The sequence below is a fragment of the Rhodococcus sp. IEGM 1302 genome, from assembly GCF_030056935.1.
Taxonomy (GTDB): domain Bacteria; phylum Actinomycetota; class Actinomycetes; order Mycobacteriales; family Mycobacteriaceae; genus Rhodococcus_F; species Rhodococcus_F qingshengii.
This window is the reverse complement of record NZ_JASHKY010000001.1, coordinates 1-13635: the sequence shown is the minus strand read 5'-3', so window position 1 is coordinate 13635 and position 13635 is coordinate 1. Positions and strand designations below refer to the sequence as shown.

At 61.1% G+C, this 13635-nt stretch carries 13 protein-coding genes and 1 pseudogene; 13 read left to right on the top strand and 1 reads right to left on the bottom strand.

The annotated features are described in order from the left end of the window. The first annotated feature begins 9 nt into the window (after nucleotides 1-9). The 12 genes and pseudogenes from QM609_RS00070 to QM609_RS00015 all read left to right on the top strand — a co-directional run bounded on the left by QM609_RS00070 (nucleotide 10) and on the right by QM609_RS00015 (nucleotide 11529). Nucleotides 10-522, top strand: coding sequence for a hypothetical protein (locus QM609_RS00070; protein ID WP_283336833.1), 513 nt, complete (start codon nucleotides 10-12; stop codon nucleotides 520-522). Next, nucleotides 522-1241 carry a bifunctional DNA primase/polymerase gene (locus QM609_RS00065; RefSeq protein WP_054187661.1) on the top strand — a complete coding sequence of 240 codons (720 nt, stop codon included), beginning with the start codon at nucleotides 522-524 and terminating at the stop codon, nucleotides 1239-1241. Before QM609_RS00070 ends, QM609_RS00065 begins: the two co-directional genes overlap by 1 nt. After that, entirely contained in the window at nucleotides 1241-2359 is a 1119-nt protein-coding gene (locus QM609_RS00060) for an AAA family ATPase (RefSeq protein ID WP_283336831.1), read from the top strand. Before QM609_RS00065 ends, QM609_RS00060 begins: the two co-directional genes overlap by 1 nt. Beyond that, nucleotides 2356-2553: a hypothetical protein gene (locus tag QM609_RS00055; protein WP_054187659.1), complete on the top strand. Its 198-nt coding sequence runs from the start codon at nucleotides 2356-2358 to the stop codon at nucleotides 2551-2553. Before QM609_RS00060 ends, QM609_RS00055 begins: the two co-directional genes overlap by 4 nt. Next, a complete protein-coding gene (locus QM609_RS00050) occupies nucleotides 2550-2834 on the top strand; it encodes a hypothetical protein (RefSeq protein WP_065352600.1) in 285 nt (94 codons plus the stop codon). The genes QM609_RS00055 and QM609_RS00050 overlap by 4 nt, the downstream gene beginning before the upstream one ends. Nucleotides 2835-3241: 407 nt before the next feature. Further along, a complete protein-coding gene (locus tag QM609_RS00045) occupies nucleotides 3242-8014 on the top strand; it encodes a transglycosylase SLT domain-containing protein (RefSeq protein ID WP_283336829.1) in 4773 nt (1590 codons plus the stop codon). A gap of 20 nt (nucleotides 8015-8034) precedes the next feature. Further along, nucleotides 8035-8196: a hypothetical protein gene (locus QM609_RS00040; protein WP_166501951.1), complete on the top strand. Its 162-nt coding sequence runs from the start codon at nucleotides 8035-8037 to the stop codon at nucleotides 8194-8196. A gap of 145 nt (nucleotides 8197-8341) precedes the next feature. After that, on the top strand, nucleotides 8342-9217 hold the full coding sequence (locus QM609_RS00035; protein WP_283336828.1) for a hypothetical protein: 876 nt from the start codon (nucleotides 8342-8344) through the stop codon (nucleotides 9215-9217). A 266-nt stretch (nucleotides 9218-9483) separates the two neighbouring features. Further along, complete coding sequence (locus tag QM609_RS00030; RefSeq protein ID WP_142006314.1) at nucleotides 9484-9750, top strand: hypothetical protein; 267 nt, start codon at nucleotides 9484-9486, stop codon at nucleotides 9748-9750. A 136-nt stretch (nucleotides 9751-9886) separates the two neighbouring features. Further along, nucleotides 9887-10078 carry a helix-turn-helix domain-containing protein gene (locus QM609_RS00025; protein ID WP_142006317.1) on the top strand — a complete coding sequence of 64 codons (192 nt, stop codon included), beginning with the start codon at nucleotides 9887-9889 and terminating at the stop codon, nucleotides 10076-10078. 354 nt (nucleotides 10079-10432) lie between these two features. Then, nucleotides 10433-10759 (top strand): annotated as a pseudogene (locus tag QM609_RS00020) (sigma-70 family RNA polymerase sigma factor); the annotation flags it as partial. Nucleotides 10760-10812: 53 nt separating this feature from the next. After that, a complete protein-coding gene (locus QM609_RS00015; protein ID WP_007729130.1) occupies nucleotides 10813-11529 on the top strand; it encodes an RsmA family anti-sigma factor in 717 nt (238 codons plus the stop codon). A gap of 9 nt (nucleotides 11530-11538) precedes the next feature. Here QM609_RS00015 and QM609_RS00010 read toward each other — a convergent pair whose 3' ends face one another. After that, the gene (locus QM609_RS00010) at nucleotides 11539-12105 is read right to left on the bottom strand and encodes a helix-turn-helix domain-containing protein (RefSeq protein ID WP_003942539.1); all 567 of its coding nucleotides are present in this window, start codon (nucleotides 12103-12105) and stop codon (nucleotides 11539-11541) included. Nucleotides 12106-12203: 98 nt separating this feature from the next. Here QM609_RS00010 and nox point away from each other — a divergent pair, with 98 nt between their 5' ends. Next, on the top strand, nucleotides 12204-13427 hold the full coding sequence (gene nox / locus QM609_RS00005) for a 4,4'-dithiodibutanoate disulfide reductase (RefSeq protein WP_050656768.1): 1224 nt from the start codon (nucleotides 12204-12206) through the stop codon (nucleotides 13425-13427). The last annotated feature ends 208 nt before the right edge of the window (nucleotides 13428-13635 follow it).

Genomic DNA, 13635 nt, shown 5'->3' with positions numbered 1-13635 from the left:
AGATCTTTCATGCCTACTGTAAGGCACAACACCAGCAAAGCGGAAGACGCCCGTCAGACGCCGTTCAAAAATTGCCGAGACTTCAACGCCGAGATGCTCCCCAAGATCGAGATCTCAGGCAAGGATCCCAGCCCCTGGCTGAAAGATGCGCCGCGGTGGTCGAATCCGAACCTCGATGTTCTCGACGAACCGGGCAGCGACGTCTGCCAGCCCGATCACGCCGAGTGGCGATCCACTCCGTTGCGCATGCCGTACACGACCAAGTATGCAGTCGTGGGTGTGGACGGAAACTGGACCACCGCAACGATTTACGCAAACATCAGCCAGAGGGTCGGCGACCGATACCCCCACATCAATTTCGAGAGCCACGGATGGAACGCCAAGGGCGACCCGGTAGGCGACGACACGCCACTCAACAAGTACTCCCTGACGATCGAGGACGCCGGCAACCTCGCCCGCGCCCTTCTCCTTCTGATCGATCTCGCGCTCGGAACGTCCGACGACGTCGGGGAGGTGGCCTGATGATTCCGAACGAAAAGATGCTTGAACTCGGGTTCGCCATGGGTCCGCTCGACGGTAAAAAGGCGTTCCTCCCCGGAGGGTTTCATGACTTCACGACAGACCGCGGGGTTCTGGAGCGACAGGCGAAGCGGTGGCCTAACTGCAACTGGGGTGGAACCTGTGAGGGCGTCATGGTCCTTGATGAGGATCCTCGCAACGGCGGAAACCTGGAGTCACTGAAGATCCCTGCCGTTCTTCAAACCCTCGTAGTGCGTACGGGTTCCGGCGGTCGACATGCCTACTTCCAGTTCTCCGGGAAGGTGAGGGGCAAGATTCAGCAGCACGACGGTATCGACCTCAAGACATGGCGTACGGGATACACCGTCATGCCAGGGTCGATCCATCCCGAGACCGGAAAGCCGTACCGGATCGAAGTCGACCTTCCGATCGCACCTCTGCCCGAGTTACTGCTCCCGTTGGTAGAAGTCTCGGAGTACAAACCGCGGCCCGCCACTGCTCCGCCGGAGGTGCGTAACCACGGCGTCGTCCGGAAAGTTGCAGAGTCGCACGGGGGCGGCCGAAATGCGATCACGTTCTGGGCGTTTTGCAGGGCCCTCGAACGAGGGAGCAGTGACCTCGTGGATGAGATTCGTTCGGCGGCTCTGTCCACCGGGCTCGAGGAAAGAGAGATCGACACATGCCTGAGGTCAGCCGAACGGACGACGGGACGAGCTGCGTAGTGGACGATCAAGAGCCAGAATTCGATTCGTCTCGCGTACTCGACGGGATGGTCGACGGGGCATGGCTCGACGCGCAGCACTTCCCTCCACTTCAGTGGAGTGTGCAAGGCATCGTTCCAGAGGGTTTCGGGCTGATCGTGGCGCCTCCGAAAGCGGGCAAGTCATGGTTGGTTGCCGGCGTTGGACTTGCTTGTGCGTCAGGCGGTCTGGCGCTGGGGAAGATCTCGGTGTCCAGCCGACCGGTGCTATACATGGCGCTCGAGGATGGCCATCGAAGACTGCAGGGCCGCTTCCGTCAGATCCTCGGTGAAGGGGTTCCAATCCCGAAGGCGATTCATTTGATCGTCAAGGCTCGACCGCATGAAGTGGTGACGATGATTGCCGAGTTCCTCGACCAGCACGCGGATGTTGCGCCACTGGTCATCTTGGACACGCTCGGAAAGGTGAAGCCCCCGAAGAAGGCCGGCGAGGACTCATACACGGCGGACTATGCGATCGGAACGAAACTCAAGGATTTGGTTGATGCGGTTGCGGGTTCGAGCTTGCTCGTCGTGCACCACACCCGCAAGGCAGAATCCTCAGACTTCGTGGACGCCGTCAGTGGCACTCAGGGAATAGCAGGTTCGGCGGACTTCATTCTCGTTCTCGCTCGTAAACGAAAGTCTGATGACGCGGTGCTTGCAGTTACCGGTCGCGATGTGACCGAGAACGAGTACGCGCTCACTATGACGGATGGGCGGTGGTCACTCGACGGGATGGATCTCGTCGACGCGGCTGCCACGGTTGAACGTAGACAGCAGAAGTCGACCCTTGCTGATCGATCGGTGGAGATCGTTCGATTTGTCGAGTCTCACGACAAGGTTGCGCCGGCTGAACTCGCGGCTCATTTGGGGATCGATTCGAAGACTGCAGGCACTCTCCTCGGACGCCTTGCCGAGGCCGGGCACATCAGTAAGTCCGGTCGCGGGGTCTACGTAAGCAGTGTTGAAAGTGTGGAAAGTGTTGAAACTGTGGAGAACGCGCAGCTCACCACGGACTCTTCGACCAGGGAAGACGCTGCCAATTCAACACTTTCAACACTTTCCACACGGACTGACAAGAAGGAGTCCGCAGCATGAAGGTTCCAACATCCCTCACGCTCGACCAATACCGAGAGCTGAACGCAATCACTCTCGAATACCGAGGCAAGCGATGGACGCAATTGACCCTCGCTGAAAGTGATGACCTCCTCGACGAACTACGCCGGGAGGTACTGGCCCTTCATGAGAGGGCCGAAGAACTCATCGCCAACAAAAAGAAGGATGAATCATGAGCATGCCCGAAGCAGTCCACCAGATCTGCGCACCGCAAGACTTCTCCCGAGGCTTTGCCGCGATCGCACACGCCAAACGCGGCGACATCGAAGGCGTGCAGATCGTCATCGACGAAGCCAACGAGCGCAACCGGTTGGCGGAGCTGACATTCGCGAGCCTCTTCGCCCTCGCAGACATCTTCAAGCTGCACATGGGAGACGAGTTCGAGAAGCAGATGGTCGACCTCGCCGCGCACGCCGCGTCATATGGCGACATCACCCTGCCGGATGACGAGGGCTGACGCCGAACACCTCGGGGCAGGAGTGATCTTGCTCCGAGGTTCGGCCATCCCAGAGATCTACTACCTTGTCTCCGTTGCAATCAAGCAGCTGCAGCGCGACGGGTATCGGCCCTCACCACATGTTCTCAATCTGCAGGAAGAACTCAAGCTCGGCGCCCTTGAAGCGAAGGATGAGCTGAGTCGACGGCGACAACGCGACGTCGCCAAACCCCCTATCCCGCAAGGATTATCCATAGGCAGCACTGAAGCCGCGGAAATCCTCGGATGCAGTAGACGCCACGTTCAACGAATCGCAAGTTCGTTGGACGGTCGGAAAGGGAGCGCCGGGGCTCTCGAATTCGACCGAAACGTCGTGATGGCTTACTGCGGGGCAAGGGGTTCCGTGGCGTAGTACCCGGAGGTAGCCCGTGAGTGTCCAGTTTCAGGCAGGCACAGCATCAATCGCCATTGGACCCGACCTCACGGGCTTCCATCGGAAAGTCAAAGTTCAACTGCGCTCCGAGCGCATCGAAGCACCGGTCATCGTCGTACCGAACTTCGACAACTTCAGGCAGAAGCTCGAAACGGGTCTGGGGAGATTCAACGCCAATATCAAGGTGAAGGTCTCCCCGGACCTGTCTGGTTTTCGCCAGCAGCTTCGGGCGGATCTCGCAGCCACCTCAGGCGATTCCGCCGTCACCATTCCAGTTCGCCTCGATCTGACGGTGGCGCGTGAACAACTCCGCGCCTTCCGAGTCGAGGCCAGCCGCTCGATGCACGCGGACTTCGATCTCGACATCACTGCCGCACTCGCGCAGTTGGCAGCGCTTCGCGCCGCGTCCCAAGGGATCGGCAGTGTCGGCGGCATCGGCTCGATTGGCACAGCTGCCTCGGGGATCATCAACCCCGTTGGACTGGCAACCGCAGCCCTCGTTGGACTAGCCGCAGTCAGTCTCGTTCCACTGATCGGTCAGCTCGCCCAGGCTGCGGGAGTCATATCACTGCTCCCTGCCGTAGCCGCCTCTGCCGCAGCAGGAATCGCAACCATCGTCATAGGTTCGACCGGAGTGTTTGATGCTTTCTCGAAGGGCTCCAAGGCTGCCGAGGAGGCTGCGAAAAATGCCGCGAAGACCGCGAAGCAGCAGGCGACCGAGGCCCGAGAACGTGCGTCGGCCGCGAAGGCTGTGGCAAACGCAGAGCGTGGCGTAGAGAAGGCCGCTGACGGTGTTGCTCGTGCTGAGCGTGGCGTCGGCACGGCACTCGACAACGTCGAGCGTGCTGAACGTGGAGTTACCCAGGCACAGAAGCGGTCAGAGGAAGCCCAGAAGAGCCTGACCCGAGCCCGCAAGGATGCCCAGGAGCAGATCGAGGATCTAAATCTCGCGCTGAAGGGGTCGGCACTCGATGAGCGTGGCGCTGAGTTGGCAGTCCGTCGCGCCGAGCAGCAGTTGCGGGATCTCTGGAAGGGTGGCCAGCCGGTCACTCAACTCGACATTTCCGAGGCCGTTCTCGGTGTCGACGAGGCCAAGCAGCGTCTCGACGAGGTGCGTGAGCGCAATGGTGATCTTCGCGAGGAGGTCGCTGCCGCGAATCAGGCTGGCGTCGAAGGTTCTGAGCAGGTCGTCTCCGCGAAAGAAGCCATCGCCGATGCAGATCAGGGTGTCATCGATTCGCAGAAGTCTCTGGCGGATTCACACCTTGCTGTAGCTGACGCGCAGGGTGCAGTTCTCGACGCACAGCAGAACCTTGCGGATTCGCAGGAAGCCGTCATTGATGCTCAGCAACGTGCCGCTGAAGCGACAACGGCTAGTGCTGACGCGGTCGACGAGTATGCGGCAGCCTTGGCAAATCTGTCACCCAACGCCCGTGCGTTCGTTGAAGAAACCCGCAGCCTCGGTGATGCCTGGAAGGATCTCCGACTCCAGATCCAAGACAACCTGTTTGCCGGCCTCGGTGGATCGATCACCGATCTTGCGACGAACTACTTCCCGATCCTCAAGAACGGCCTCGGCGGCATTGCGACCGAGATCAATATCGGACTCAAGGGCGCGCTCGCCGACCTGTCGAGCGAGTCCAGCAAGCTCGACTGGACGAACATTCTCGAGAACACCCGGATCTCGATGCAGCCCGTCATCGACGGACTGTCGAGCCTCTTCGGCGGCCTGACGAACATCGCCTCCATCGGATCAGATTTCCTCCCCGGCCTTAGCGGTTCGTTCGCGGACACAATGGCGCGCTTCGAGGAGTGGACTGCCTCCGAGGAGGGGCAGAACAAGATCCGCACCTTCATGGAGAACTCGATCAAAGCCCTTGGTGAAATCAAGGATCTGTTCGTCGAGATTGGCCGCGTAGTTGGTGGACTGTTCACCACGTCCGATGAATCCGGCAAGTCGATGGTCCAGAGCCTCACGGAAACGATGCGTGAGTTCGCGGACTGGATGCGCACGGCCGAGGGTCAGGAGAAGATGAAGGCGTTCTGGGAAGACGTCCGCCACACGGTTACCGACATTCTCAACCTGGTCAAAGAAGCCATCAAGTTGGCGAACATTCTCTTCCCCTCTGGAGGTAGAACCGGACCCGGGGCGGGGCCGAACGACCCCAATGCTCCTGAAGGTAATGCGCGAAACTCAGGTGCCGTGCCCCCAATGGGCGCAGTTATTGACGGAAGCGCAGTCGACCCGGGACATGTCGGCGGATTTCAGTACAACCTCGACATGAGCGGCGCGTGGAGGTTTCTACGCAACGACAACGACAACGGCGCTCTCCGCAACATCAAGGATTGGTGGAACGGCGCCTTTGGCCCGGGAGATGGGGAGACCAAGGAACAGCGCGAAGCGCGGGAAAATGGTCAACTGCCCACCACGGTTCCTGGTCCAAATACCGGCGGCGGCCGATCGGGTGGACAGAAGCAGTACACCCGCGAGGAATGGGAGAAGACCTTCGGCGACGTCGAGGAATTCGACCGCCAACTCGACGAGTTGCAGCGCAAGTCAATCGAGACGCAGCAGGTTGGTAGCAGCAACTTCGGAACCCTCGGGTCCAATGTTGCGCAATCCCTACTTTCTCTCAGTACGGGCGATTTCGTCGGCTTCAAGTCAAGCCTCGAAGACCTCGGACGAAACATTCTCGGCACCACCGAGAGTGGCGGAATCAACTGGGGCAACCTCGGATCCAAGATCGGCGAGGTCGTTGGGAATATCACCAACACGATCTTTCCTGGCTTCAAGGAAGGTCTCGGAACCCTCCTCGAATTCGGTCGCGGAATCGTCGAAGGCTTCGGCGGAAACTGGGATCGACTGAAAGAGATGGCCGCTGGTCCCATCAACTGGATCATCGACAACGTCATCAATGGTGCCCTGAAGAGCGCCTGGGATACCGTCGCCACAGTCTTCGGACTGGATAAGTGGGACGGCGTTGGACGCATTGAGACGGGGCAGGTCCTCGACGCTCGCGGCAACGATGGCGGCAAGACTGGGTACGCGACAGGCGGCATCCTTCCGGGCTACACCCCGGGCCGCGATGTCCATGAGTTTGCATCACCAACAGGTGGGCGACTGCACCTTTCGGGTGGCGAAGCTGTAATGCGCCCGGAGTGGACCCAGGCTATGGGCTCCGGCTACGTGAACGGCATGAATGCCGCAGCGCGAGCCGAGGGCGTAGCTGGCGTCAAGAAGCGAATGCAGTACTTCGCAAACGGCGGAATCGTCGAGTCGATGACGTCGGCCGTGCAGGAGAAGTTCGGCGCCGGAATGCAAATGACCTCCGGTCTTCGCTACACCGACAACGGCTACCACTCGCAGGGCATGGCTGCGGACTTCTCGAACGGGTATTCCTCAACCCCTGAGATGCGTCAACTCGCAGGCTGGATTGCAGACAACTTTGCAGGCCGAACCATCGAGTTGATTCACGATCCGTTCAATCGCAACATCGGCGCCGGCAACCCAGTCGGTGACGGTTACGGGTTCTACGGCGCGGGCACGATGGCAGAGCACAACAACCATGTGCACTGGGCAGTCGCGGAACCGGTTGGCCCTGGCGGCGATCCGGCCGACGCGGATGGCGGCGGGCTCATGGGAAGTGTGCGCCGCCTCCTTGGCGGTGCAGTCAACTCGGCTCGCTCGGTCGCAGCTTCGACATTCGACAAGACGGTGTCGGGCATTGGTGCTGGCATACCGGATTTTGGGCCGACGCTGATGGGTCAGCTCCCCAAGGCTGCGTTCACCGCAATCAAGGATGCGATGACCACTGCAATCAGGGGCGCCTCCGGGCCGAACGATTCAGGGTCGACGCCGTTCGACATCGGAGCCGGTGCGGAACAGTGGCGCTCCAAGGTGATTGAAGCTCTCCAGCGAGAGGGGTTCGACGCCAGCGAACGCAATCAGAATCTGATGCTCGCGCAGATTCAGTCCGAGTCCGGCGGCAACCCGAACATCGTCCAGTCGGTTCAGGATGTGAACTCGGGCGGCAATGAAGCGGTGGGTCTACTTCAGGTCATTCCTGGAACCTTTGCGACCTACCGCAACCCGGATCTGCCGAACGATCGCACAGATCCCGACGCTTCAATGTCCGCGGCGTTGCGCTACTACCGATCCAGGTATGGCGACGACCTCGGGGCCATGTGGGGCCAAGGGCACGGCTACGCACTCGGCGGGATCATCCCCGGATACAGCCCCGGCCAGGACAAGTTCCAGGTTGGCGTTTCTGGTGGTGAGTCGATCATGCGGCCCGAGTGGACTCGCGCTGTGGGTTCGTCGTTCGTCGATGGCATGAACTCGATCGCTCGTAAGCAGGGTGTCGAGGGTGTGCAGCGGGCGATGGGCATGTTCGCGCAGGGTGGCGTCTTCGATCCTGAAGAGGCTCGCCTGTTCGCGGAGGGTCGTTTCGCTCAGTTCGGAACTCAGGTCGGCGATATCGCGAAGAGCGCTATTCCGGAGATCCTCGGAGTTCAAGGCACGCCCTTGGATCCGAACCACCGGTACTGGCAGGCGGCGATGGACATCCAATCCGCCGCAATGGGAGCCCAAACAGTAGGCCCAGTCGTCTCAGACCAGCTCGGGTCCAACTCGATTCAGTCCGCGATCGCCGAAGGTGGCCGCGTCATCGAGGAGCACATCCACTATCACGTCGCCGATATGGCCGAGGCGATTCAGAAAGAGCGCATCCGGCAGCAGCAGCAAGCGCTGTCGTTCACCGGACGCTAACCACAAGAAAGGAATCCACCATGACCGAAGCCCACGAAACAGACCCCGCACGACCGCTCGGCGCCGTCGTCGAGGAATACCTCAGCGGACTAACCGAGCAGGACTTCACAGACCTTGTCGCCAGGACACGTGAGCCAGCACAGGAGGAGACCCTCTACCCGGCTTCCTGGCGGACTCAATGAGCCCCGAGGAAGAGGACGCACGCTCCGAACGCATCCTCGAGCAACTCAGGCTTGGTGCGTTCAAACCTGGAGCCTCGCCGGCCAAATCGCCCGAACGTGACCACTCATACCCACCCCATTGGAACTCAGGACGAAGGAACGAACAATGACTGCCTACTACAGCTCGAACACCACCACTGCCCATTGCAAGCGCCTCGTGGCCAGTATCGAGGCATTCGACATTCCGGTACCCAAGCCGCTCTCGGACACTCTCGCCGCTTGGCAGCGAATGAAGTCCTTTGCTGCCCCCTCTGATGCAGTAGCCAAGGAGATCAAGGACAAGATCGTCCGAGGCGAGCTCACCGATGCTCAACTCGCGACCCTGGCAGCCAAGGGCGCGGCCGAGCAGGCAGCCCGTGACTATGTCGCCTCGATTACCGGCCACGAGACGTTGTACGTCCGTCGCTTCCACGACGCGCTCGACGACGGCATCGCAGACGAGATCATCGACGCACTGCGACCCAAGGTTGACCAGGCAATGGCCGGCGTGGCCGCAGCCAAGGAACACATCAACGGTGATGAGTCATTGGAAGCGTTCCTCAATCACGCTGACGCCGAGGCTCTCGACGCATGGCAGTCGCTACCCGGATACATCGCAACCCTCGACAGGGCCGAGAACATCCTCAACGACTTCCTGCCAGGCTCGAGCTTCCCTCTCTTCGAGTCGTCGCCGGCAACCCTGCGCATGTCAGCGTTCGCTGTGTTCTTCACCGACCCCTCACTTGGCAAGCTGATGGAGGCGTCACAGTTCTCGCGCACCGGACGCAACGGAGACCGACGCGACAACCCTTGGTACCGAGTGATGACATCGATCAACCTCAACACTCTCGCCGAGGCGCGTGAATACCACCGCGCCTACCTCGAACAGGACTACGAAGCGGTGAACCAGACGTTCCGCGGAACAGTCACCGAGGACAACGGCATCGTGCAGGACGCACCAATGCCGAACCCGTACCGCAAGCCCGAGCCTGCCGAGAGCTAGCCCGCCGGCCAACCCATCGGCGTCAACCTCGCCACCGCGGTATCAAACGGGCAGTGCCGTGCGTGGATGGATGACCAGCTCATGACCCGTACCTTTCCGGAGAGGCTGGCTCAGCGCCGATGACAGGCCCTTACGAAGCACCCCTGGCCATGCCCCCTCGATCGATCCACACGGAAGGGCGCTTTGCATTGAGCCGCTGACCCCGTACGGGATACAGGGTCGATTCGAGACCCGTTTCCTGGGCTTTTGCCGGTAAAGTGCCACAAATGAGGCCGGCCCGAGAAGTAATGAACGACGTGGTGACGTTTGCCATGCCGTTCATGAACGCTGGCGACCGACAGATGATCAGAGAGTGGATGGACGTCGGTGAAGACGCCCTCGTGGTCGACCTCGTAATGGGAGCAGCTGCCCGCGGAGACTTCGTGATTCCGCCAGCACTCTTCACCGACGTCGCCGACTACTGGACCGACCCGGCTCGGTCGAACGTGATGACCGAGGACATTCGAGAGTCGATCGGAGCCATCCGCAACTGACCCTCATTTGCCCATGTGCGGCCTGAAAAGTCCGTGGGGAGAGACGTGACGCAATGCCAAGCGGGTGGCAGCAGGATCGATCGAGGTTGCACCCGGAGGGTCTAAAAATTTGACCCCTCAGCCATAGGGTCAGGATATGAGCGAGAACATCGAAACCCCATGGATGAACGTCTCCGAGGCAGCGGCGTACATGCGCCGGCATCCCGTCACTGTCCGCAAGGATCTTGAGTCCGAGCGCCTCCTCGGGTATCAGCGCAAGGCGCCGAACGGTCACTGGCGAATCCATCGCGACGACTGCGATCGGTTCCTCCGTGGCGAGTCGAGCTGATCTGCTCTCGGTTCAACTGACATCAGGTCCAGTTGTGGCGCATGCTCACCGGATGAGAACTCCGCGTCTGCCGAAAAAAGCACCCTGGCGACAGGAAGACGAGGATCATCTCCAGAAAGTTCTGGCTACCTTCCCTCCGTGGAACGCCGAACAAATCGCAGTGGCACGTCGGTGCTTTGGAGCGGCACAGGCGCGAATCGAGGCGAGGGAAGAAGCGGAACGGGCTCAGTACGCAGAGGGTACGCAGTAGCTCCACTTCGCATTCATTCTCGCCAACGCTTACAACGCATCTTTTCGCAGGTCAGCGGAGCGCTCGTAGAGCCTCAATACTCACCAACGCCCGAGAACGCGTGCGTGGTCAATGCCTGCCTCGACCGGATCCGACGCAACAAATCACGGGCGGGGTTCTCTCTGTCTTCGGAGAACGCGGAGGAACCCCGCGATCACCGCGACTATGCGGCGACAGTGGACATGAGCCTGACCGTCGAACAGGCACTGGCATCGCTGCCGCCTGAGCAGCGTGCTGCCGTCGTCGCCGTCGATGTCGAGGGGTATCCGGTAGCCGAGGCCGCCGAGAGGTTGGGAGTGCCCGTAGGGACCGTGAAGAGTCGCTGCGCCCGCGCGCGCAAGCGTCTCGCCGCCCAGTTGGAGGACTTTCGCGAAGGCGGGAACCATTCGTGAACCGGCCGCGTCCTATCTTGTAAGGGTCCGCACCGACTGCCGAGGGAGGGTTCATGACAGATCCGTCTGTTCGCGTTCCGTCGCCTCCGTTTTCAGAAGACCTACTCGCAGATCTTCACGCCGGGGTTCTCGATTCCGAAACCAGTGCGGCTCTGTGGCCGGTGGTACGCGCAGATCCTGACGCCCATGCATTTGTCACCGCCCTTGACGGCGTCACGGCATCACTCGCGACACTGAACTCGAGCAAGGCCACTCACGAACGGATTCCGAATTCGCTTGCCGAGCGAATCAATTCGGCACTGGATCGACAGTCAGAACAGCTGGAGCCGCCAGCTGAGGCAGCTGTCGTGCCGTTCCGGCGGCGCCCACAAGCGTGGGTTCTCGGTGCCGCAGCAGCCGTGTTGGCGGCCTTCGTGATCGTTGTTATCGGAACCCGAGATTCCGAACCCGCCGAAAGTGTTGTCGCTCAACCGAGCACACCGGCGACGTCTGCTGTCGACGATCCGGATTCGGCGTCTCTGCTCTCACTCGTCGGATCCAAAAACCTTGGACCACTGGATGATCCATCCAAACTTGCCGGATGCCTACGCGCCAACGGCATCGACGAGGGCTGGCCTCTACTCGGTTCCGGCGAGATTCGCATCGACGGGGCGCCGGCGATAGTCCTACTCTTCACGGGATCGCAGCCGCGTCAGATCACTGCACTAACTGTTGGCATCAACTGCAGCGACGGGAATCCGAATACGTTGTCGGTCAAGAACATCGGCTGACGTCGACGGTCAGCGCGGCGATGCCGCCGGGAGTAAGAGCTCGAGGATTCTTTCGCGTAGCGCATCTGTATCGTCCTCGACCGCTATCAGACTCGAAAACATCGCTGCCCCGGCCGCCAATACCAGCACGGCCTTGGCATCGAGCAGTGCCGATTCAGGATCTTCGGCGTTCTGAAGGAACAGTTGCGTACTCGGTCCACTGAACCCGCGCCACAATTCGTTGCGCAGGTCGTCGTGGTCGCGCAGGGCCGCCAGCAATCCTGGCGACGCGGCGCGAACCTCGGGACGGGAGAAGAGCTGAGCACTTCCCTCCACCACCCAACGGATCCAGCCGTCGCGATCGGTGCCCTCGAACGGTGTCAGGTCCGGTGTCGCCCCCAGGATCGACCCGAGAACAAGATGTGCCTTCGACGGCCATCGCCGCGACATCGAGGCTCGGCTGACCCCTGCCCGTGCCGCGATCGCCCGGAGACTGAGTTGATCCCAACCGACCTCGAGGAGCATCGCTCGGGTGACCTCGAGGACTGTGTCGTCGATGCGTGGGTCTCGTGGGCGACCTGATCCTGTGGCATTCATCGTGTCGAATTGTCGGACAGATTGGCAGTAGGCGCTATATCGTCGTAGTTACGAGTCCACTGGCATCGTAAAGATCAGGCCGCCGCAGGAAGTTGAAAATGACCACAGCGCCCACACCGTCGATATTCGAACCCGCACGTCTCGGCCCTCTGACCTTGCGCAACCGCATCGTCAAAGCTGCAACGTTCGAGGGCGTCATGCCCCGGGGAGCGGTCTCGGACGATCTGATCAACTTCCACGCCGAGGTGGCCCGCGGCGGGGCCGCGATGACCACTGTCGCCTATTGCGCCGTCTCACCAGGTGGACGAGTCCACCGCGACACCCTTGTCATGGACGAGCGCGCGCTGCCGGGACTACGCAGACTGACCGACGCCGTCCACGCCGAAGGCGCACTTGCTGCGGCGCAGATCGGCCACGCGGGACTGGTCGCCAACACGCTCTCCAACAAGACGAAGACTCTGGCGCCGTCGACCCGGCTGAGTCCGCCCGCGATGGGCCTCGTCAAGGGCGCGACACTCGCCGAACTCGACGGTGTCGTCTCCGACTTCGAACGGACCGCTCGCGTCGCCGTGGACGCAGGATTCGACGCCATCGAGGTCCATCTCGGCCACAACTACCTCCTCAGTTCGTTCATGAGCCCCAATCTGAACAAGCGCCACGATCGATACGGTGGCAGCGTCGCCAAGCGCGCCGAGTATCCGCGTCGAGTCGTCGAAGCGGTGCGACGGGCCGCTGGATCCAGCGTGGCGGTCACCGCGAAATTCAACATGTCCGATGGGGTGCCGAAAGGTCTGTGGCTCGACCAGAGCCTGCCGATCGCCCAGATCCTCGAAGCCGACGGCCATCTGGACGCGATGCAATTGACCGGTGGCAGTTCACTTCTCAACGGAATGTACTTCTTCCGCGGCGAGGTCCCACTGGCTGAGTTTGTCGCCTCCCAACCCAAACTCGTCGGGTACGGGCTGAAGTTCTACGGTCCCAAACTCTTTCCGACGTACCCGTTCGAGGAGGGCTTCTTCCTGCCCTTCGCCCGTCAGTTCCGACAGGCGCTGAGGATGCCACTGATCCTGCTCGGCGGCATCAACCGCGTCGACACCATCGAGCACGCACTGGATGAAGGATTCGAATTCGTCGCCATGGCGCGTGCGCTCCTCAGGGACCCACAACTGGTCAACAAATTCCAAGCCGAGAGCGTCGACGAGGGGTTGTGTATCCACTGCAACAAGTGCATGCCCACCATCTACACCGGCACGCGCTGTGTGGTTCGGGACGCGCTTGTGGTTCGGGAGGCACCGCGCCCCGCCCGTGAGTCCCGCGTGTGAGCTGCCGGCTGTGAGCCACTTTCCAGCGGAGTGCGGGAACAACACCCCTTATCCTGGTGTTGATCGGTACGGCTCTCCAAGAAGCGGAGGGTCTGCACTCACTATTGGAAGGCTCGCATGACCACCCAGCTGGAAAACACGCCCGCGGTCCATGACGTCATCATTGTCGGTTCCGGACCGGCCGGCTACACCGCTGGTGTCTACACCG